This window comes from Arsukibacterium sp. UBA5043 (assembly GCA_002415085.1).
In the GTDB taxonomy this organism is placed as follows: Bacteria; Pseudomonadota; Gammaproteobacteria; order Enterobacterales; family Alteromonadaceae; genus Alishewanella.
In genome coordinates, this window is record DIBV01000011.1 from 123,812 (window position 1) to 145,605 (window position 21,794).

19 protein-coding genes are annotated in these 21,794 nt (G+C 51.0%); 11 read left to right on the forward strand and 8 right to left on the reverse strand.

Annotated features, from left to right (window positions below; all coding sequences use genetic code 11):
- Positions 1–2: 2 nt before the first annotated feature.
- From B2Q61_RS10975 to B2Q61_RS10995, 5 genes are all read right to left on the reverse strand, one after another.
- Entirely contained in the window at positions 3–3,107 is a 3,105-nt protein-coding gene (locus tag B2Q61_RS10975) for an efflux RND transporter permease subunit (RefSeq protein WP_290615352.1), read from the reverse strand.
- Positions 3,108–3,110: 3 nt separating this feature from the next.
- Positions 3,111–4,253, reverse strand: coding sequence for an efflux RND transporter periplasmic adaptor subunit (locus tag B2Q61_RS10980; protein WP_290615351.1), 1,143 nt, complete (start codon positions 4,251–4,253; stop codon positions 3,111–3,113).
- 189 nt (positions 4,254–4,442) lie between these two features.
- Positions 4,443–5,480 carry a malonyl CoA-ACP transacylase gene (locus B2Q61_RS10985; RefSeq protein ID WP_290615350.1) on the reverse strand — a complete coding sequence of 346 codons (1,038 nt, stop codon included), beginning with the start codon at positions 5,478–5,480 and terminating at the stop codon, positions 4,443–4,445.
- Entirely contained in the window at positions 5,477–7,720 is a 2,244-nt protein-coding gene (locus B2Q61_RS10990) for a thiamine pyrophosphate-dependent enzyme (RefSeq protein ID WP_290615349.1), read from the reverse strand. The genes B2Q61_RS10985 and B2Q61_RS10990 overlap by 4 nt, the downstream gene beginning before the upstream one ends.
- A gap of 2 nt (positions 7,721–7,722) precedes the next feature.
- Positions 7,723–8,898: an acyl-CoA dehydrogenase gene (locus B2Q61_RS10995; RefSeq protein WP_290615348.1), complete on the reverse strand. Its 1,176-nt coding sequence runs from the start codon at positions 8,896–8,898 to the stop codon at positions 7,723–7,725.
- 120 nt (positions 8,899–9,018) lie between these two features.
- Here B2Q61_RS10995 and B2Q61_RS11000 point away from each other — a divergent pair, with 120 nt between their 5' ends.
- From B2Q61_RS11000 to B2Q61_RS11020, 5 genes are all read left to right on the forward strand, one after another.
- The gene (locus B2Q61_RS11000; RefSeq protein ID WP_290615347.1) at positions 9,019–9,861 is read left to right on the forward strand and encodes a LysR family transcriptional regulator; all 843 of its coding nucleotides are present in this window, start codon (positions 9,019–9,021) and stop codon (positions 9,859–9,861) included.
- Between the two features lie 20 nt (positions 9,862–9,881).
- On the forward strand, positions 9,882–10,451 hold the full coding sequence (locus B2Q61_RS11005) for a TspO/MBR family protein (protein ID WP_290615346.1): 570 nt from the start codon (positions 9,882–9,884) through the stop codon (positions 10,449–10,451).
- Positions 10,452–10,624: 173 nt separating this feature from the next.
- A complete protein-coding gene (locus tag B2Q61_RS11010; RefSeq protein WP_290615345.1) occupies positions 10,625–11,689 on the forward strand; it encodes a DUF3083 family protein in 1,065 nt (354 codons plus the stop codon).
- 152 nt (positions 11,690–11,841) lie between these two features.
- Positions 11,842–12,222, forward strand: a complete 381-nt coding sequence (locus B2Q61_RS11015) for a PAS domain-containing protein (protein WP_290615344.1) — start codon at positions 11,842–11,844, stop codon at positions 12,220–12,222.
- Positions 12,223–12,320: 98 nt separating this feature from the next.
- Positions 12,321–12,758 (forward strand): hypothetical protein, encoded by a 438-nt coding sequence (locus B2Q61_RS11020; protein ID WP_290615343.1) that lies wholly within the window; start codon positions 12,321–12,323, stop codon positions 12,756–12,758.
- On the opposite strand, the gene B2Q61_RS11025 is transcribed toward B2Q61_RS11020, so the two are convergent.
- The gene (locus B2Q61_RS11025) at positions 12,747–14,516 is read right to left on the reverse strand and encodes a GGDEF domain-containing protein (RefSeq protein ID WP_290615342.1); all 1,770 of its coding nucleotides are present in this window, start codon (positions 14,514–14,516) and stop codon (positions 12,747–12,749) included. The two genes, B2Q61_RS11020 and B2Q61_RS11025, sit on opposite strands and share 12 nt — an antisense overlap.
- Positions 14,517–14,699: 183 nt before the next feature.
- Positions 14,700–15,350, reverse strand: a complete 651-nt coding sequence (locus B2Q61_RS11030) for a DUF642 domain-containing protein (protein ID WP_290615341.1) — start codon at positions 15,348–15,350, stop codon at positions 14,700–14,702.
- A 240-nt stretch (positions 15,351–15,590) separates the two neighbouring features.
- On the opposite strand from B2Q61_RS11030, the gene B2Q61_RS11035 reads away from it, so the two are divergent.
- Positions 15,591–16,118: a TlpA family protein disulfide reductase gene (locus B2Q61_RS11035; RefSeq protein WP_290615340.1), complete on the forward strand. Its 528-nt coding sequence runs from the start codon at positions 15,591–15,593 to the stop codon at positions 16,116–16,118.
- 70 nt (positions 16,119–16,188) lie between these two features.
- On the opposite strand, the gene B2Q61_RS11040 is transcribed toward B2Q61_RS11035, so the two are convergent.
- Positions 16,189–16,338: an entericidin A/B family lipoprotein gene (locus tag B2Q61_RS11040; protein WP_290615339.1), complete on the reverse strand. Its 150-nt coding sequence runs from the start codon at positions 16,336–16,338 to the stop codon at positions 16,189–16,191.
- Between the two features lie 446 nt (positions 16,339–16,784).
- Here B2Q61_RS11040 and B2Q61_RS11045 point away from each other — a divergent pair, with 446 nt between their 5' ends.
- From B2Q61_RS11045 to B2Q61_RS11065, 5 genes are all read left to right on the forward strand, one after another.
- Positions 16,785–17,582, forward strand: a complete 798-nt coding sequence (locus B2Q61_RS11045) for a hypothetical protein (protein ID WP_290615338.1) — start codon at positions 16,785–16,787, stop codon at positions 17,580–17,582.
- Positions 17,583–17,662: 80 nt separating this feature from the next.
- The gene (locus tag B2Q61_RS11050) at positions 17,663–18,082 is read left to right on the forward strand and encodes a hypothetical protein (RefSeq protein ID WP_290615337.1); all 420 of its coding nucleotides are present in this window, start codon (positions 17,663–17,665) and stop codon (positions 18,080–18,082) included.
- Positions 18,083–18,205: 123 nt separating this feature from the next.
- Positions 18,206–19,075, forward strand: a complete 870-nt coding sequence (locus tag B2Q61_RS11055) for a DUF6544 family protein (RefSeq protein ID WP_290615336.1) — start codon at positions 18,206–18,208, stop codon at positions 19,073–19,075.
- A gap of 155 nt (positions 19,076–19,230) precedes the next feature.
- Complete coding sequence (locus tag B2Q61_RS11060; protein WP_290615335.1) at positions 19,231–19,863, forward strand: transglutaminase-like cysteine peptidase; 633 nt, start codon at positions 19,231–19,233, stop codon at positions 19,861–19,863.
- 31 nt (positions 19,864–19,894) lie between these two features.
- Complete coding sequence (locus tag B2Q61_RS11065) at positions 19,895–21,793, forward strand: bifunctional diguanylate cyclase/phosphodiesterase (protein WP_290615334.1); 1,899 nt, start codon at positions 19,895–19,897, stop codon at positions 21,791–21,793.
- Position 21,794 lies beyond the last annotated feature (1 nt).

Consider the following 21,794-nt stretch of genomic DNA (forward strand, 5'->3'; position numbering starts at 1 on the left):
ACTCAGCTAACCGCTGTAGTCTTTTTGGCAAACACTTTCATTATCACCAGATAAAATACCGGCACTAAGAACACCGCCAGCACTGTGGCCGAGATCATGCCACCGAGCACGCCGGTACCAATGGCATTGCGACTGGCCGAGCCAGCACCGGAGCTGATTGCCAGCGGCAATACCCCCAGTGAAAACGCCATCGACGTCATAATTATCGGCCGCAAGCGCAGGCGCACCGCTTCCAGAATTGCCGCGGTGAGCTCTTTACCCTGCTGCTGCAGCTCACGGGCGAACTCAACAATTAAAATCGCGTTTTTCGAGGCCAGGCCCATCGTTGTCAACAGCCCGACCTGAAAATAGACATCGTTGCCCATACCGCGCAGATAAGCAGCCGTAAGGGCGCCGATAATCCCCAATGGCACCACTAAAATAACCGCAAAAGGCACACTCCAGCTTTCATACAGCGCCGCCAGACATAAAAACACCACCAGAATAGACAGGGCATACAGCGCCGGGGCTTGTGAGCCAGACAGTTTTTCCTGATAAGAGGTTGCGGTCCACTCAAAGCCGATACCAGCGGGGAGCTGACTAATTAGTTGCTCCATGGTTGCCATGGCATCACCCGAGCTGGTGCCGGGCGCCGGCTCACCCTGAATTTCCATCGCCGACACGCCATTATAGCGTTCCAGCCGCTGCGGCCCGTATACCCAGTCACTGCTGGCGAAAGAGCTGAAACTAACCATCTCGCCATCGCGGTTGCGGACATGCCAGCGCTGAATATCTTCCGGGGTCATCCGAAACTCAGGTTCTGCCTGCACAAACACCTTTTTCACCCGGCCGCGATCAGTAAAGTCATTAACATAGGTCGAGCCCCAGCCAATCGACAATGTCTGGTTGATATCGCTCAGCGCCACACCCAGTGCCTGGGCTTTTAACTGATCAACATTAATTTGCAGTTGGGGCGCATCTTCCATGCCGTTGGGCCGCACGCCAAGCAGGTTGGGTTGCTGTGCCGCCATTCCCAGCAACTGGTTGCGGGCATTTAACAGCGCCTCATGGCCCAGGCCGCCGCGATCCTGTAAAAACAATGAAAAGCCGGTTGCCCGGCCAAGCTCGGCAATCGGTGGCAGGTTAAAGGCAAAAATCTGCGCCTCTTTTACCGTACCGAAAAAGCCCCAGGCCCGGCCTATTACCGCCTGCACGCTATCAGCCGGGCCACGCTGGTCCCAGTCCTTTAACCGGACAAACGCCAGGCCCATATTCTGGCCGCTACCGGCAAAGCTGAAACCCGACACGGTAAAGACCGATTCCACAGCCTGTTCAGTGGCATAGTGGGCAGCGACTTTATCCATTACCGCCTCGGTCCGCTCTTGGCTGGCACCGGTGGGCAACTGGACCATACTTAAAAATACACCCTGATCTTCTTCCGGCAAAAACGAGGTCGGCAGGCGGATAAACATCAGTGCCATTACCAGCACAATAACACCGTACACCAGCATCGAGCGTTTCGGTCGGGCCAGCATACCGGCCACACCGCGCTGGTAGCTTTGGTTACTGCGCTCAAAGCCGCGGTTAAACCAGCCAAAAAAGCCGCGTTTTGCCTGGTGATCGCCAGCAACAGGTTTCAGCATGGTGGCACACAAAGCCGGGGTAAAAATAACCGCTACCAGCACCGACAGCGCCATTGCGGTAACGATGGTAATGGAAAACTGCTGATAGATAGCACCGGTGGCGCCACCAAAAAAAGCCATTGGCACAAATACCGCCGATAATACCAGGCCAATGCCCACCAGGGCGCCGGTGATCTGACCCATTGATTTACGGGTTGCTTCAACCGGGCCCAGGCTTTCCTCACTCATTACCCGCTCAACGTTTTCTACCACGACTATGGCATCATCTACCAGCAGGCCGATGGCCAGCACCATACCAAACATGGTCAGGGTATTAATGGTAAAACCAAAGGCGGCCATCACGCCAAAGGTCCCCAGCAGCACTACCGGCACCGCCAGGGTCGGTATTAACGTCGCCCGGAAGTTCTGTAAAAACAAGTACATCACCAGAAATACCAGAATAATGGCTTCAATCAGGGTTTGCACCACTGAGCTTATTGATACTTCAACAAAGGGCGTGGTGTCATAAGGAATAACGGCGGTTAAGCCCTGTGGAAAATACGGCTCTAACTCGGCCAGTTTGGTTTTTACTGCTGCTGCAGTATCCAATGCGTTGGCGCCGGTGGCCAGCTCTATCGCTAAGCCGGTGGCCATTTTGCCGTTGTAGCGGGCAATAATAGAATAATCTTCGCCGCCCAGTTCAACCCGCGCCACATCGCGCAGCTTAACCATGGCACCGTCGCTGTTTACTTTCAGCAATATCTGGCCGAACTCTTCAGCCGAGGTCAGCCGGGTCTGAGCCAGGATCGCCGCATTGTACTGCTGGCCGGGCAATGCCGGCGCGCCACCTAACTGGCCTGCCGTAACCTGATTATTCTGTACTTGTAATGCCGCCGTCACATCAGCCGGGGTTAACTGAAACTGGTTTAGTTTATCGGCATCGAGCCAGATCCGCATTGCATATTGGCTGCCAAATACCTGCACATTACCTACACCGTTGGTACGGCTTAACGGGTCTTTAATATTGGCCACCACAAAATCGGCAATATCATCCCGGGCCAGGCTGCCATCTTCTGAGATAAAGCCTACAACCATCAGAAAGCCACCACTGGACTTTGCTACCCGCACGCCATTTTGCTGTACTTCCTGTGGTAGCAACGGCAGCGCTTGTTGCAGTTTATTTTGTACCTGCACCTGAGCAATATCGGCATCGGTGCCGGTCTCAAAGGTCAGGGTCAGGCTGACATTGCCGGACGAGTCAGAATTCGCCGACATATACATCAGGTTATCCAGGCCATTCATCGCCTGCTCAATCACCTGAGTAACCGCAAATTCTGCCGTCTGGGCCGAGGCGCCCCGATATGAGGCACTGATACTGATTGCCGGTGGCGCTATCCGCGGGTACTGCTCAACCGGCAGTTGTTTAATCGCCAGTAAACCGGCCAGCATAATAACAATGGCGATAACCCAGGCAAAAATAGGCCTGCTGATAAAAAAATTAGCCATGGGTTACTCCTCGTCCGTAGCGCTAACCACACTAACCGTCGCACCCGGCCGGATCTTTTGCAAACCCGCTACAATAACCTGCTCACCAATAGTCAGGCCACTGGTTACCAGCCAGTGCTGATCGAAGCTGCCGCCTAAGGTAATTGGCCGCAGCTCTACCTGGTTATCTTTATTTACCAGCATTACCGTGGCATCACCTTTGGGTGTGCGGCTTACTGCCTTTTGTGGTACTAATATCGCCTGAGTATTGTTGCCATGGTGCAAGCGAGCCCGCACAAACATGCCTGGCAGCAAATCACCGTTGTTATTAGGAAATACCGCCCGTAAAGTCACCATGCCGGTGCCCGGGTCAACGTTTACTTCAGAAAATTGCAAGCTGCCTGGCTGACTATAGCTGCTGCCGTCATCAAGCAGTAGCTCTGCGGTAACCTGCTCTCTGTCACCACTGGCCCGTATCTGGCGCTTCAGTTTTATCAGCTCGTTGCTCGACTGGGTTAAATCAACATAAATGGGGTCGAGCTGGCGAATCGTTGCCAGGCCCTGTGCCTGATTCGCAGTAAGCAACGCGCCTTCGGTGACCATAGAGCGGCCAATCTGGCCGGCTATCGGCGCTTTAATATCGGTGTAATTTAAATTTATCTGCGCCGTTAACCTTGCCGCCTCTGCACTGGCAACCGCTGCATCCGCCTGCATCAGTAACGCATTGGCGTCATCGGCATCCTGTTGGCTAATCACCTTACTGCCAAGCAAGCCGTTTATTCTGTCGGCCTTTAAGCGGGCGTTATGCTGCAAAGCTTTTGCACTACTAACCGCTGCCTCAGCACTATTAAGTGCCGCCTGATAGGTTGCAGGGTCAATTTTATACAGTAACTGACCGGCTTCTACCTGCTGTCCTTCAGTAAACAAGCGCTGTTGTAAAATACCACTAACCTGGGGCCGGATTTCAGCTTGCCGAAAATCGGTCGTGCGGCCAGGCAGCTCTGTACTAAGCGCCACTGTACTGGTATTCAGAGTAACGACCGCGACTTCAGGTATCTGCTGGCCCGGGCCTGACGCTGCAGGCGGCTCGCTGCAGCCGGTTAGCACTAACACGGTACCGGCCGCCAACATGGCCAGTGATTTTGCCCACGGTTTTATTACTTGCATTGCGTATCCTGTATTTTTACTTGGCTGAAGCTGACGACATTTTTAGTCGCCGGGCATGCTGGCCAGATTAGCCTGGCAATATACATACACCAGTGTATGTTATCAAGTGAAAAATAACGCATTGCGCTAAAACGCGCTGTTTTAACGGCGAAGCGTGCTGGTAGAGCGTGATGGGAGTGGATAGTGGCGTTACACCACCAGCTGGCGTTGTTCCGGCAGGCCCATGCTAAGCACATAGGGCAGCGCAGTTTGCTGAGTGACGCTAAAGTCCTGTTTGCTGGCCAGGCCCTGCCAGTTTATGCCAATCAGGCTCTGCGCGACGGCGCTGCCAAGACCATTGCCCGGCCCGAGCAATATAATGTGCTCAGGAGCAAATTCTTTCACCGCCACCTGCACAGCACGATTGAAATAAAAAGTGTCGCACACCTGCTGGTTTAAGGTATAAGTTTTCAGTGCCGCCGACTGAGCCAGTTGTCGATGCCAGATAACGCCCCGCCCATCCACCAATGGCAGCTGCGGTACAGCAAAGGATTGCTCGCCAAACCGGGTTAGTGCCTGATCTGCCGCCGGCTGCATCAACGGGCTGTGAAATGCCGCATGGCCAGGCAATAATAATGGAAACCTGTCGTCGCATGGTGGCAGTGCCTGCATGGCTTGCTGCACAGCACTCTGGGTGCCGGCCAGCACAGCGTAACCGCCATAGGCTATCGACATAAACAACGCGCCCTGATGCCGATACAATTGCTCAGCCAACTGTGCTTGCTTATCAAGGTCAGGTTGCCAGTCGCTGTTTATCAACGGATAGATAAACTGGGCCCCGGCGGCACTGGCAGTCAGTTGCGCCATAGCGGTTACCAGTTGCATGCTGTCAGGCCCTTGCCATACTCCGGCACAACCGAGTGCCGTGTACCAGCCCATGGAGTTACCGGTAACCGCCACAATATCGAATTTATCGCGGTTGATCCGGGAAAAATCTGCCAGGCCGGCGGCAAAAATTAACGCGGCAGCGTTTTCTGCTTTCAGGTGCAGGCCACTGCTGAAATTGCTGGCAGTATCGAGCTCAGTAACCGTTGGCAAACCCAACTCGCTGCGTAGCGCATCGAAGCCGGTCAGCTGGGACAAAAACGGACTATTGGCGGTCATATGCTGCTGAATATAGCCCAGCTCCGCCCGGTTATAACTGCCGCGACCCGGGCACACTACCAACGCGGTTTTTTTTTGGCTCATCTTGGATGTTCTCCGCTTAGCAACTGCTGCACTTTATCGACAATCTGCTGCTTCGACGGCAAAACCGCATAGGCAGCGGCGCCCAGCGGAATAAAGCTGTCTTCTGCGGCAATCCGGCTCAACTTATAGTAACCCGGACGCGCCTCGGACAATCCGGTATACAGCTCTTCGCTGAGCGAGCCGCGTTTGCGGCACTCATCGACAATTAATACCTGCTCACAATCAGCCAGCGCGGCAATAATAGCGTCAAGGTGTAATGGGACCAGACAGCGGATATCAAGCAGCCGCAGGGTATAGCCGGCGTGTTCCAGCTCTGCTGCGGCCTGCCGGCTTAAGTAATAGCCGTTGCCATAGCTGATAATCGTCAGCTGCGGTTTGGTTGCCGGGGTCTGGCTAGGCCCCTGGTTAAAGACGGCCGGCTCACCCAGTGCCGGTAAGGGCGTGTCGGGCGGTGGGTAATCGTTCAGCCAGCGGCCATCACCCGGGGCAAGTAAATCGCGGGTCATGTACAAGGCGATAGGTTCTAAAAATATCACCAGCCGTTTTTGCTCATACGCCAGTTGTACTGCCTGACGTAACAGCAGGGCAGCATCAGCCCCGTTTGACGGGCATAGCACAACAATGCCCGGAATATCCCGAAATACTGCAAACGAATTATCGTTATGAAAATGACCGCCAAAACCTCGTTGATAAGCCAGGCCGGCGATCCGGATCACCATCGCGTTGTGATACTGGCCATTAGAGAAAAAAGGCAGAGTGGCGGCTTCCCCGCGTATTTGATCTTCGGCATTATGCACATACGCCAGAAACTGAATTTCGGCTATCGGTAAAAAGCCTTGTTGCGCTAAGCCAATCGCCATCCCCAGAATACTTTGCTCATCCAGCAGGGTGTTAATCACCCGATTGCCACCAAATGCCTGAATCAGGTGCTGCGAAACACCATAAACACCACCCTTTTTAGCGACATCTTCGCCAAAAAGCAGAGTATTGCTATATTGCGCGAATAAATCATGCAAGGTCCAGTTCAGCAGTTTTGCCAGATGTTGCGGTTTGGCCAGATTATGTTTGTCAAAATCGAACAACGCGCTGCGAATCGCACTTGCTGGCAGCGGCGGCGCAGGTAAAGCCGGCCGTAGCGGTGCTATCGCTGCCATTACCCCGGCGGCGGTTTGCAGTTTGGGTTTACTGCTGGCCACAGCCGCAACCCGGCTTATCTGGTGAGCAAGCGTTGTTACCGCATCATACAGTTGCTTGCGGTTTAAAATACCGCGCGCCAGCACAGTGGCAGTGCTGGCCAGCAGCGGGTCCAGGGTCAGCTCAGTTGCGATCAGGTTTTTATTGCGATAGGCCGTTTCAGTATCGGCGCCAGCGTGGCCAAATAACCTTACGGTAGATAAATGCAGCAGTGCCGGCCGGCGCTTGCTGCGTACATAATGTGCGGCTTTGCGTGCAACGGCGAAAGTTTGCGCCAAATCGCGGCCATCAGCAGCAAAATAACGCAGCTCAGACCTGTCGGCCAGACTTTGCTCTATCCAGCCCTGCGGCGTAGGGGTGGAAATACCCAGGCCATTATCTTCGCAGACAAATAACATCGGCAATGGCACTTGCTGATAGGCCGCCCAACAGGCCGCATTAATAGCACCCTGAGCCGTAGAGTGGTTTACCGAGGCATCACCAAAACTGCACATCACAATCGCATCGGCTGGCCAGTTGCCGCTCTGGCCCAGCCGTCTACTTAAATCGATGGCAAAGGCTGCGCCCACGGCTTTTGGCAGTTGCGAAGCAATGGTACTGGTTTGCGGCGGAATATTCAGCGCCAGACTGCCCAGCACCTTGTGCCGGCCTCCGGAAATCGGATCGTCGCTCGACGCGCAAAACGACAACAACATATCGTACAGCGGCGTGCTGCCCGGCAACTGCTTACTCCGCTCGATAAAAAAAGCACCACTGCGATAATGCAAAAAAGCCGGGTCGGTTAGACGCAGCGCGGCTGCCACAGCGGCATTGCCCTCGTGCCCGGCGCTACCAATGGTATAAAAGCTCTGGCCTTTTGCCTGCAACAGGCGTGACTGTAAATCCAGTAAGCGACTGCTTAATTGGCTGTGCCATAGTCGGTGCAGTTCAGTGTCGCTCAGCCCCTGCTGTAAACTACTGGCGGGTGGCAGGCGGTTATCAGCAACAGTGGCGCTGTCTATCTGCTGTAGAAACTGCTGCAACCACGGGTGAAAATCCCCGGCCACGATTAACTGAAAGCCTGTAAACCGGTTTGCGCCCGCCCCAGGATCAGGGCATGCACGTCATGAGTACCCTCGTAGGTGTTCACAGCCTCTAAGTTCATCAGATGGCGGATAACATGATACTCATCGGCGATACCATTACCGCCATGCATATCGCGGGACATGCGCGCAATATCCAGTGCCTTACCGCAGGAATTACGTTTAATCAGTGAAATGGTTTCCGGCGCCAGCTGGCCGGCATCCATTAACCGCCCCGCCTGCAGACAGCCCAGCAAGCCAATACTGATTTCGGTTTGCATATCAGCCAGTTTTTTCTGAATAAGCTGGGTTTGCGCCAACGGCCGGCCAAACTGGCTGCGGTCAAGGGTATACTGGCGTGCGGCATGCCAGCAGAACTCAGCAGCGCCCAGCGCTCCCCAGGCAATGCCATACCGGGCTTTATTCAGACAGCCAAAGGGGCCTTTTAAACCACGGATCTCCGGAAAAATCGCATCCTCAGGCACTTCCACATTGTCCATTACAATTTCGCCGGTAATCGACGCCCTTAGCGAAAATTTACCGTCAATTTTCGGCGCGCTTAAGCCTTTCATGCCTTTTTCCAGCACAAAGCCGCGAATTTCACCGTCCAGCTTGGCCCATACCACAAACACGTCGGCAATCGGTGAGTTGGTGATCCACATTTTGCTGCCGTTGAGAATATAACCATTGGCAGTTTTCTTCGCCACGGTGCGCATACCGGCCGGATCAGAGCCGGCATCAGGCTCGGTTAAACCAAAACAACCTACCCATTCGCCGGTCGCCAGTTTTGGTAGATATTTCTGGCGCTGCGCTTCGGTGCCATATTCATAAATAGGATGCATCACCAGGGATGACTGCACACTCATTGCGCTGCGATAGCCGCTGTCTACCCGCTCCACTTCGCGTGCCACCAGGCCATAGCAAACATAGTTCACTGCCGAACAGCCATATTTTTCCGGCAAGGTGGCGCCCAGCAGACCCAGTTCGCCCAGTTCGGTCATAATTTCGCGGTGAAAATGTTCGTTGCGATTAGCCAGCAATACCCGCGGCTGTAATTTTTGCTGACAATACTGGTGAGCCGTATCGCGGATCATCCGTTCTTCTTCGCTTAACATTGCCGACAATTGAAACGGATCTTGCCAATCAAATACAGGGCGGGCCATAGCGTTACCTCATGCGGGTCAAATAGTCTGACGTTGTAAATTAATGTCTGTTGCTCACTCTACTGCGGCCTGATATAAAGTTAAAATATATTAATCCTGTATCTGATATAGCTTAAAACTATGGATATACGCCAACTTAGCTACTTTGTCGCAGTATATGAACAAGGCAGTATCAGCGGCGCCGCCCGCCAGTGTTGTGTGGCGCAGCCATCCCTGTCAGCAGCCCTGCGCCAGCTGGAGCTGGAGCTGGGCGTGAAGTTATTTATCCGCTTATCAAAAGGAGTAACCCCGACAGAGGATGGCGATAAGCTGTATGGCCACGCTGGCAAACTGCTCAGCCAGCTAAAATCACTGAAGGCATCGTTTCATGCTCCGGTTAACCGGGTGCAATTCCGGCTTGGCTTAATTAAAGCATTGGGTGTGGAGCGAATGAGTGCGCTGCTGCGTGAGTTCAGTCAGCAGGTAGAAGGGCTGGAGCTGCATCTGGTCGAGCCCGACCAACCCTGTGACGCCCGGATTATTACGCCGCAACAGCTTAAAACCGGCGAAGTGCTGCAACCTATCTGGCAAGACCGTTATCTGCTGGCTTTACCGCCCGCCTGGCCGCTAAGCCTGCAACTGCAGATAGCGCTCGAGGATTTCGCCGGCTTGCCGCTGATTAAACGTCTCCCCTGTGATGCCTGGGCCGCGTTTTATCCTGAATTAGTGCAACGGGATATTCAACCTGATATCCGGGCCGACATTCAAACCATTGAATATGCGCTTGGCTTAGTTTCTGCCGGCGTTGGCTGCGCCCTGGTACCCGATCTGGACAGTCTGCGCCAACGAACAGACGTTAGTCTGCGCCCGATCCATGGTCTGCAACTCGAGCGCACTCTGGTGCTGGCTCATAGCCGCAATCAGGACAGCGCTGCATTACAGGTGTTGCGTCAGCTCTGTCAGCAGGCGGCCGCCCGCCACTAACTTGGCGCCCGCTCAAGCTAATGCAAAGCCTGCAGGCTGATCTAAACTTAGTGTTGCGCGTAAATCTGGCCATTAACTGCAATTATGTGGAGATCGCCACCATGCACCTGACAATAGTATTGCGTCAAACCCTGATGCTGCTGGCAATTCTGGCCTTAACCTATCTGGCCGCCGGCATTGGCGCCCTGGGCTCAATAAATGCAGCTACCTTTTACCGCGAACTGCAACTACCCGGCTTCGCACCGCCCGCCTGGTTATTTGGCCCGGTATGGACCGCGCTGTATACCCTGATGGCCATTGCTGCCTGGCTGGTTTGGCGCAGCAGCCCTCATAGCAAAGCTGTTTTATGGCTGTATTTCATTCAGCTGGTGGTGAATGCGTTATGGAGCTGGCTGTTTTTTGCCTGGTACCTGGGGGCATTGGCGTTTGCCAATATACTGGTTCTGCTGGCGCTTATTATTGCAACCGCATTATGTTTCTGGCGCTATAACAAGCTGGCCGGCTTGTTATTGGTGCCCTATCTGCTCTGGGTAAGTTTTGCCGCGGTGCTTAATTTCAGTATCTGGCAGCTAAATCCCGGTGTGTTGTAACTGAGCAAAGGCCCGACACTGCGGCGGCAAGCCGCGCCGCTATTCGTTCTGCGCTGAAGTGGCACCATAGCCATTGATCTGACGCAAAAAATGCGCACAATATCTGCCATTATTCGGTTTATTACAGCGTATCAGGGTATAATGCGCACGTTGCAGACATAACAGGAGTTTTCATGCCAATCAGCACCCAACATAAAGTGTACCTTCCGGCCACGGCGAAATCTAACCAGTATATTCTGGCTGAGATAAAAGCGACTCCGGAATTTTACCAGCATTACAGCAGCGAGCAGGCGTGCTATCAGCAGTTAAGCCAGCAACTGTTTAGCCTGGCTGATAGTCTGAATCTGCATAACGTCCATTTGATTGCCACTGACAAATTACCCGTGGTGCGCTTTCACACCGAAGCTCATGTATTTCAGACTGCTGAGCAAATTCTGTTTTTCTATAATCCGGCCTATCACGAAGCGCAAAACCTGTTTAGCCGCCAGGGTTATCAGGCGCGAAAAATCCGCTTATTGTTTTTAGCTACCGGTAACGATATCCGCGCCAATGCAGCAGATTTTCATGGCCGGGTGTTACAGCTATTGCAACAATTACAACCGCAGTTACCTGAGCAAAACCTGAAGATTAAAATTCGTGATCACCAGCATTTGTCGTACGATTTGCTGGCAAAACAAAAAGGCGATCGGGAAAGCTATGGCTTCAAGTTACGGGCTATCGCCGGACGCTATGCCACCCGCAAGCTTAGCCTGCCAGAGCACAGTGCCCTGACCTATGTCCACCTTACCCTGCCGCTAAGCCGGGCGCTGAAACAGCAGTATGTCGCGAATGATAGCCTTGACTACAGCCCGCTGTACCAGCAACTGGAGCAGCATCTGAAAGCGTCGATTCAGGCAAAAGATTTAAACCGGGTAGCCATTATCGGTAACGGCTTAACTCCGCTGGTGCGCAACAGTAAATTTGATAAACCGGAAACCACACCTGAGCTGCAATTACTGGGCTTTGACCCCGCCAATAATGCTCAACAGTTCATCAGCGACTGGCAAGGCGATAATCTGGTAGAAGCGGTACATATTTTAATAGTGGCCGGCAATGACGACATGACAGAAACTGGCTATGGTCGCTTTATGAATCAGGTAGAAGCGGGGCTGAGAAGTTTTGCTGAAAAACTGCATGTAAACCCGGAAAAGCAGGATTTAACAGTACGTTTTCATCAGCACATCAGCTACAACGGCTAACAGGCTCAAGCTGTAACCTAACCGAAATCAAAGGCCGGCAATACCGGCCTTTTTCATAACTTGCATATGCGTCAGATCAAAACTCCGCCCCTGATTTTACCTTACAGTAGTAACCAACCAGAACAAAATAGCCGGTAAAAAAAATAGCTGACATGCCCCCTTTAACTATTGCCACGCTGGCCCCCGAATTGCTGAACCCGGCATTAGATGCCGTAATGGTAACCGATTGTCAGGGTATTATTCGGTGGGTTAATCCGCGTTTTACCAGCCTGACCGGCTACACTGCCAGCGAAGCCATTGGCAAAACGCCAAAAATACTTAGTTCAGGTGTGCATAGCGCGAGCTTTTATCACGCAATGTGGCAACCATTAATACTCAATGGCTTTTGGCAGGGGGAAATATGGAACAAGCGAAAAACGGGTGAAATATACCCACAGCGGTTAACCATCAACGCTATTTACAATCCGCAGCAACAGCTATTGGCTTATGCCGCTTTTTTTAATGACATCAGTGAGCAAAAAACAGCGAGATAATATAGCCATAAAGCGGCAGTTATTTATTTCGTAAACTACCCCTTGGCTTCTTTTCGGTTTAAGCTCTAAGGCATGTCAGTTAAAGAATGGACTCAGCAATGATCCTGACAATGCCTTTTAATAAAAACACCCAGGTTAATTTTGAACCTTTAACCGGTAATATTACTGCTGAAATTGATGATGCTCTGACCACGGGCATTCTGCATCATGTCGCCGGGCACAATATTGCGTTATATGCCGAAGATAAGCAGCTTAAATTGCAGATCGACAGCAAAATATGGCATTTTGGCGCCGATAAGCTGAATATCTGTTATCAGCACAACCCTGAAAATCGTACCACTCAGTTTGAAATTACCTCTGCCGAAGGTAATTTCAGTGTCGAATACCCGGCATGGTGGGCTGCTATTCCCAACTACGAAACAATTGAGCCCAAACGGGACCCCGACGAGGATTTTCTGGCGTATTTATGCCAAATATTAACCTCTGCCACCATTCAGCAATCACTGCTGCACAAATGGACCGAATTAAGTCCCTGACTGGTGCTGGCAAAGCTGAACAGGGCCACGGCGGCGGCTATGAAAAATACTGGAGCCACTGATTTTTTTGGCTTCGCGTTTGGCGCTGCTGGCCAGTTCTGATACATCATGCTGGCTGGAGCACAGCTGTGGATCTGGCTCTACTAGGCCAATCGACAACGATATAAGTGGATAAAACAGTGGCTGACCCAGCCGGTCGACTGCGCTGCAGCCCCCAGCGGTAAGGTGCTCACTGCTGTAGTAGTACTGAATTCTTTCATTAAAGCTGGCCTGGATCCGGGCCAGCACCTCCAGCTTACTGGCGGCGGAAAACACCACAATAAAATCGTCCCCGCCAATGTGATAAATAAAGGCCTCGCCCGGCGGTACTTCAGCCTGAATAATTTTTGCCAGCAGCTCAATAACTAAATCGCCTTTGCTGTAACCATAAATATCGTTGTAGGGTTTAAAAAAATCGATATCAATATATGCCACACTAAACATCTTGTTCTGTTGCAACAGGGTGTCGATATGCAGGTTCAGCGGCACATTACCGGGCAGTAAGGTAAGCGGGTTAGTGTAGCGGGCAAAAAACACTTTGTTTTCACTGATTTGTTTCAGTACTTTGCGCACCGATCCAAAACCGTAATAGCGTTCATTATCAGTCACCAGGAAATGCAGGCCAGCGTCATCAGCATCTTCGCTAATTAAACTGCTAACATCATCAATTGACATGGTTTTTTCAACCAACAATGGCACTTTTTCCATACAGTAACTAATGGCCTTACGCTGATACAAGGCCCGGCCAAAAGTGTGGGAAAACTTCTCGTTAAGTACGCTGCGGCTTACTACCCCCACAGGAAATTGCTGGTTATCTACCACTGCAATACAGTTGAGATTTCTATCGTTGGCAAAGAGCTCAGCAACATCGACCGCCAGGGTACTCATTGCTACTGCAGGGGTCAAAGTAATAACCGGATCCAGCGCCTGGTTTAACTTAAGCGGATTACTTTGCAACAGAGGCGCCAGTGCCATCGGGCTATCCTGAAATTCACTGTGCGGCCTGCCGAGCAAATAGCCCTGACCATACTCAGCACCCAACTCACGACACATCTGCAGTTCTTCGCTGGTTTCAATGCCCTCGGCAATGATGCTTGAGCCAGTGTCTTTGGCAATTTCAATAATATTTTTTACGAAGGCTTTTTTTATCGGGTCCTGATGCAGCTGATCGATGAAGTAGCGATCAATTTTAACAATATCCGGCTGCAACTCTGACCACAGCCTCAAACCAGAGAAACCGCTGCCTAAATCATCAATGGCTATTTTAAATCCAAACTCACGATAATGCTTTACCGCATTGATAAACAATTCGGTGTCTTCAACCTGAAACTGCTCGGACAACTCAATAACAATTTGCTCTGGTGCCAGGCCGGCCGCTTCAATCATTTTTTTGGTCAGGCCTGATGGATGATCAGAGGTCAACAGCAAAAGCGGGTTTACATTCAGAAACAGCAGGCCCTCTGCGCCGGCTTTGGCAAAGGCATTAATGCTCAACTCGCGACATAGCAACTCAAGCGGCTCCAGCAGATTATAGCTAATGGCAGTTTTAAACAGGTTGCCAGGTGAGTGCAGCGCACTGTTCGACGGGCCGCGGATCAAGGCTTCAAAACCGAGGTTTTTGCCGTCACTTAAACGCACAATGGGCTGAAATAATGGTGTTAGCCGCTTATTGGCCAGAATATGACGTAACTCGTCACGATGATAATCACTTAAACCCAAGCTGGATACTCTTTGCGTTAGCTAACTACTATAACCAACCTTGTCCATGGCAGTGTATGACATCCTTGCAGCTTGGCAGAATAAGTAATAATTATTGCAGCCTTATGACAATGAAAGTAGCCGGTAGCCACAATGCAAAACGCCAACCCGAAGGTTGGCGTTTTTATCCAGCACGGCTGGTAATTAACTTGCTTTAGTTTTATTGCGGCGTAACCGGCGGCCACCCACTAACGCCAGCAAACCAAACCCAAAAGCAGCCAGCGTTGCCGGTGCCGGTACATCAACTGCGATGTCGCGGCCAGGTGCAGCAGTAACGGCTACATCATCAATAAAGTTACCCACAGTTCCACCACTTGTAGCGGTAAAACTCAACGTAGACGTGTTGGCGGTAGCAGTAAAGCTATTGAAGAAATAACTCCAGCCAGCAACGACATGGTCAGTCATATTCCAGCTTACATCAGCTACCGATACTGAAAACGCTTCGGTATCTTTGCTGCGTGCGCGGTAGAAAAAGCTCAGATTATATTCACGGCCAACTTCAGTAGCAAAGGTCTGGAAAATAGTCCATTTACCATTTATTTTGCTTTTGTCATTAGAATTTAATTCAATAAAATTATTACCACTGGGCGCGGTGACTGAGTTAAAAGCGTTCCATATTTCAATATCACTACCCTGCCAACCCGCTACCGCAGTGCTGGCAAAATTAGCCCAATTATTGCTGGTAACAAAATTTTGTTCAAAGTCGCCGTTCACAATTAACGTGGCATGGCTGCTAAAACTGGCAGCCAACAAGGTGGCAGCGCCTAATAAAGTACGTACAGAAACTAATGACATCTTGATCCCTCAAACATTATGATAATTAGCGCTTACTAAACGAGCACATCATACCAGTACTAAAGAAATATAGGAACATATGTTACGTATTTTTTTTGAACAAAATCTGTTTTTTAAATTGGCAAAGCGGATCCTGGGCAGTTGCATGGTTGTAGGCGTGTTGTAAACCAATCATTGTATAAGTCGCTGCGGTTCACTACTATAAGCAACTGATTATTCTCTGCTCTAAGCGCATCCTCAATGAACTATGCCATTATAATTATTGCCCTGCTGGCCCTTGCCCCGCTTAGTACTCAGGGTGCAGTGCCGGGCCTGGCGCCAAGCCCGGCAACACCGCCCAGCCCGGCGCGAGCCAGCGATGCCTATGGCAGTATCCACAGCGAGCTGTTACTGGCGCGCTATCCGTTATTCGCCAGCGAATATGCCGCTTATCAGCCGTCGGCTGGCGAACTGGCTCAGATGCAAAGCCTTGAGGGCTTACAAGTAGTGGCACTATTTGGTAGTTGGTGTCATGACAGCGAACGGGAAATACCGCGCCTGCTTAAATTGCTGCAGCAATCAGAAGTCGAGCTTAGCAGTTTGCAGCTAGAGGCAGTAAACCAGCAAAAACAACACCCGCAGCAGTTGCACAGCCAATACAACTTGCGCTACACCTCCACTATTATTGTACTCGACCAACATGGCCAGGAACTCGGTAGGATAATAGAGAAACCAACGCAGTCGCTGGCTGAGGATTTAGCAAAAATAGTGGCAAGTGGCACCAAGTAAAAAAATCACTTCTCAACAGTAATAAGCCGGCTTAGACCAATGTCTAAACCGGCTGAGCAGGGTAATAATCTTAATTATTCTCTTCAGCTTCGTCCTGAATCGCCTCACCAGCACTTTCAATATCTTCGCCGGCACCTTCCATAGTGGCACAAGACGCCACAGCGGTACTAAACAGTGCAACCATTACCAACGTTAACCAACGGGGTGTTTTATTTTCCATGGGGTTCTCCTTGCTGATTAAACAAATAAAAATTACCGTAACTGCCCAGCATTTGCAGTTACCGCTTTACCAGCCTTAACTACAGCAAAAACCGGACCAAAATTAAATGCATGATTTATATCAATATTTTTATATTGCTACCGTTTTTCGCTATAGTAATTACAATTCATCGGAATATGTTGCACTGGCTGGCGGCTTTCATCTGCCCGGAATTGTCCACATTTCAACCACCAGTAAACAGACATGACTTAATGAAATGGATACCTCATCAACATCACGGCTGTTCAAGCACCTGACTTTGCCACTCTAACACCTGTTCGACCGCCGCCATCATCGGTAATATCACAGACAAAACGCATGGCGTTTACACGCCAGCCTTTTTAGCGCAGACTACCGCCAATTTTGATATTTAAATCCCTGAAGCAAAATTAACTAAGTATTGTACTATGACTGCCGCCCCCCACTACCACCTGCTGGTTCCCACCTACCGCAACGACTTTAATACCTGCTTTTACTGCGGTTGTATTGCCAGCACGCATGACTATGCGCCGCCGCCGCAATACCTGGAGTTTTACCTGGCTACCCGCGAGCCGAGTGAGTTTTTACAGGTGCCGTGCTGTACTGAGTGCAATGACCACCTGAAAGCCTGCAAGGCCGGTACGCTGGATGAGCGGCGCAGATATGCCGCCGACAAGCTGGCTAAAAAATATGCCAAAGCGCTAACGATTTATGAAATGTGGACCGAAGCGGAGTTGGCGGCGCTGGATTTTAGCCTGCGCCATAGTATTGAGGCAGGCTTGAAGCTAGGCGCGGAAACTACCGAGCGGCTTAGCTACCCGGGTTTCGACTTTGAAGCGGCGGGTATAGAACACAATGTGCAACACACTGCTCCCCGCTACTTTGATGTATTTGGTGAGCGATTCAGCACCTTTCGCGAAGCGCTGGAATTTGCCAGTAGAGCCTACCGCGTACCAAAAAACAGCTTAAAAGAACGCTTTGCCGAGAACGACAATAACTTTGAGCTGGCCATTCAGGCCATACATAAAGACGTTGCCGAGAAAGAATTTAATCAGCAACTGAAAAAACAGTGCACCGATTTTGCCAGGCAGCATAAGCAGGCCGTGATATTTGTCCATAAGCAGGTTGAGCGTTACCTTTCTGAAAACGACGATATGACCATATCCGAAGCGTTGCAGTATTTGTATGACACGCGGGTAAAGCCAGCAAATGCCATACGTGACTAAGCAATGCCTGCTACGCTATAACTATCTTTAAAAGATACTGTCTTTAATAGCTACTGTCTTTAGCAGAGAGTGCGGTTGCAATGAAATATAACCCTAAATTTAAAATCTGGCTGGATAACAAAGTATTAATTGCCAAGGTACAAGGCAGCTGGAGCCAACAGAACGCGGAAGATTTTGCCCGGGAGCTGAAAGCGGTTGCCAAACCGCTACTGGGCGAAGACTGGGCGAGTATTATTCTGCTTGATAGCTGGCAGTTAGGGGTGCCTGGCATTGAACCAGTTATAAAAGACCTGGTTAGCTGGAAGATTGAGCGTGGCTTGCGCTATTCCGCCCATGTTTACTGGCCAAGTATCGTGAAAGAATTCCAGCTGGACCGAATGATAAAGGATATTGCAGGTCGGTTTAAGGTGCAGAAATTTGAGCACCCTGACCAGGCTTTCGAATGGCTGGCCAGCAAAGGCTTCCCAACCGACAACCAGCAGACATTAGCTATTGATTAAGCCTCATTACTGCGCTGGATCAAGCTGATGTCGTTAACCTCTGCTATGCTTAAGCATCCTGATGTATAACGGCAACTTATATACAACCCACCGCCAGAACCTACGGCATCAAGGTTAGCTGATATGGCTTCGATATCTGATCTCATAGTGATAGCAACGGCGGTTGTTATCATTTTATTTATTGCCGGGTTACTATGCCTGCGGCTGCTTGACTATCGGGCAGATAAACAACTGATCCAAAAACTTATTGCTCAGCATCCACCCCACCCTGGCCATTTTCACCCGGTGATGCTGCAAGACTTACCAGAGGCTGCGAAACGCTTTTTCCAATTTAGCATAACACCGGGTACCCCGCTGTATACTGTGGCCAATATTGCTATGACCGGCCAGTTTAGTCTGGGCAATGGCAAGCGGCCTGACTATCTGAATATGCAGGCCAGACAAACCTTGGCGTTTCCGGGCGGCTTTGTCTGGCAAATGCAGGCAAGGCGTCAGCTGCTTAGAATATCCGGCTCCGACAGTGCCAGCTGGAGCCGGTTCTGGTTGCAGGAATTGCTGCCCGTGGCGCGGGTGGGTGCCAACCTGGACCAGCGCCGTTCGGCATTTGGTCGCTATGTGGCAGAGGCCATATTCTGGACCCCCGCTGCAGTACTGCCCGGGCCGGGAGTGAAATGGGCGCACCTGACTGAACACAGTGCCCGCTTAACGGTAACCCATCTGGGGCTGGAGCAGTTGGTAGATTTAACTGTAGCTGAGAATGGCCAGCCACTGCAGGTAAGCTTTATGCGCTGGAGCAATGCCAACCCGCAGCGTCGTTATACCCTGCAACCTTTTGGCGGCTATGTATCTAATTTTCGTGACTTTGGCGGCTACCGCCTGCCCACTCATGTTGAAGCCGGTAATCACTTTGGTACCCCTGATTATTTCGCTTTTTTTATCGCCGATATCAGCACCATCAGCTGGCCGCAACATTCTCTCGCCTCCACCGGGTGACACACCGCTTAACTAAGCTGATAAATTCGTTGAGCTGGCAGGGCTTTTCACTTATCTTGAGCATTGTTAACGGGTACTGGGCTGATTGCTAAATGCCATTGCGGGCACTAAAAAAATTTGCATGGCCTTTTTGGTGCATCGTATTGATTGCAGTTATGCAGCACATTTATGCTGTCGAAAAGGCGCTTCTGATAAACTTTAATCTGTTCGAGCGCTACATCGGACAGCAAGCTGCTGCGCCGGTTTCCGTGTCTTCTCAATGGCAAGCACTGTTAATTTCAGCCTCATCGCTGGACATCAATGGTCAGCTTAGCGCCGTAAATACATTTTTGCACCAGTCTTTAACTTATATGCCGGACAGCACGTTGTATGGTGTTGAGGATTATTGGGCCAGCCCGGCCGAACTGTTCAGCCGCCAGCAGGGTGACTGCGAAGACTGGGCCATTACCAGCTATATCAGTTTGCGGGCGCTGGGCATACCCGATGCCCAGTTGCGGCTGGTGTATGTGCGGGCGCGGGTTGGCCCTGAAAATAGTGGTTTAAGCCAGGCGCATATGGTGCTTGCGTACTACCCGGATACCGATGCTGAACCGCTTATTATAGATAGTTTAATTCAGAATATTTTGCCAGCCTCTGCCCGAACCGACCTTACCCCGGTATTTAGTTTTAACTCTACCGGGTTATGGGCTGGCAGTGGTAATCAGAAATCCAGACAAAGTGCGACCGCGCGGTTATCCAGATGGCGTGATCTTGTGCAACGATTAGAACGGCAGGGAGTGATATTATGATGCCTGCAATAACAGGGTTAAGGGGTAGCGAATGTCGCTGATTAAGCAATTGTGGATTGCAATTATTGTTATCGTGTTACTGGCCTTTGGCAGTAGTTTTTTTATCAGTGCCTACCAGACTAAAAGTTATCTGGCCGAGCAGCTACAGGTAAAAAACATCGATAATGCCACCGGCATGGCGTTGACGTTGTCGCAGATGGAAAAAGATCTGACGACCATTGAGCTGATGCTCGCTGCCCAGTTCGACACCGGTTATTACCGGCGTATTGCCGTTAGGGATGTGACCGGCAATATCCTGGCTGAATTCAGTTTAACGGCGCAACCGGTAAAAGCGCCGCAATGGTTTATCAGCCTGCTGAATTTTGAGATAAAACCCGGTATTGCCCAAATTCAGGATGGCTGGCAGCGGTTTGGCAGCATAGAGCTGGAAAGCCAGACCGATTATAGCCTGGTGGCATTGTGGCAAATAACCAAAGATCTGGCGTTGGGCTTTCTGATTATTGCCATCGGCTGTGGGGTTGCCGGCAGTATTTTACTAAACCGGGTTCGCCGGCCTCTTAACCAGGCCGTAACTCATGCCGAGGCACTGGGTAACCGCCAATTTATTACCAGTGACGAACCGGCGACGTTTGAGCTGAAACGGCTGGTTGCCGCAATGAACCGCCTGACCGGCCGGGTGCGCTCGATGCTGGAGCAGGAGCAAAAGCAACTTGATCAGCTGCAACGCCAGTATGAGCTTGACCCGGTAACCGGCGCCTTTAACCGGGCCTACTGTGCCAGCTGGCTGGAAGGTTACTTTAATAACACCGAGCGTAGCGAAATAAGCAATGTATTTTTGCTTAGGGTAACCAACCTGCAAGGCATTAATCTGCAATTTGGCCGCAACGAAACTGACAACTGGCTAAAACAGCTGGTTACCGTTGTCCAGCAATACCAAGGGGTCCGTTTAGTCAGCAGGTTAAACGGTAGCGACTTTTTTGTGGTATCAGAACAGATAACCACTACCGCAACGATGTGTCAGCAGCTGGTAGACCAGCTGAATGCAGAATGCCCGCTGGATAGCAGCCATACTACTGCCCCGGTATTACTGGTAGGCCTGTCGCTGGATGCGGTGAGCAGCCGCCAGCAAACGTTGTCGCAACTAGACGCGATGCTGGTTGAAGTGGAATCGACGCCACCAACGCAAAGTAAAACCCTGCAACAACCTCAGCCATATGACACCCTGGCCGACGCCACAGCCTGGCTTAAAGCCATTAAACAAGCCATCGATACAGACCGTATTATGCCAAAGCTGTACCCGGTGTTACGGCGTGATGGCAGCTTATTGCACCAGGAAGCCATGTTACGGGTAAATATTAATCAACAATGGTTATCGGCAGGCCAGATCCTGGGCTGGGCAAGGCGATACCAGTTTACCAGCCAGTTAGACAGCATTATGCTTAGCCGCGCCCTGACTCAGCTAACCGCGGATCCAAGCTTGCACCTGGCGCTGAATATATCGGATCAGACCCTGACCAATGTCGCCGTGCATTATCAGCTGCTTACTTTATTGCAGACGGTGCCAAAAACGGTGTGTCAGCGCTTGTCACTGGAATTTGATGAGCGGCTGGTGGTTAAGCATCAGCTGCTGTTTATGAGTTTCGGCTCAGCGTTAAAAGCACTGGCAGTGAGTGTTGGCCTGCAAAAATGTGGTTATGCTATCAACGATATTCAGGACCTGGAAAAGTTAGGCATTGATTATCTGAAAATTGATTCTGCCATTGTGCTGCGTTACCAGACTAACGAGGCGGCTAAGCTATTGGCGGGTTTAATTAAACTGGCCCATACCTTGGGTTTATTGGTGATTGCCGAGGGTGTGGTGTCACCAAAAGACATTACAGGCTTGCATCAACTGGGATTCGATGGTCTGACCGGCCCCGGCATCGCCTGAG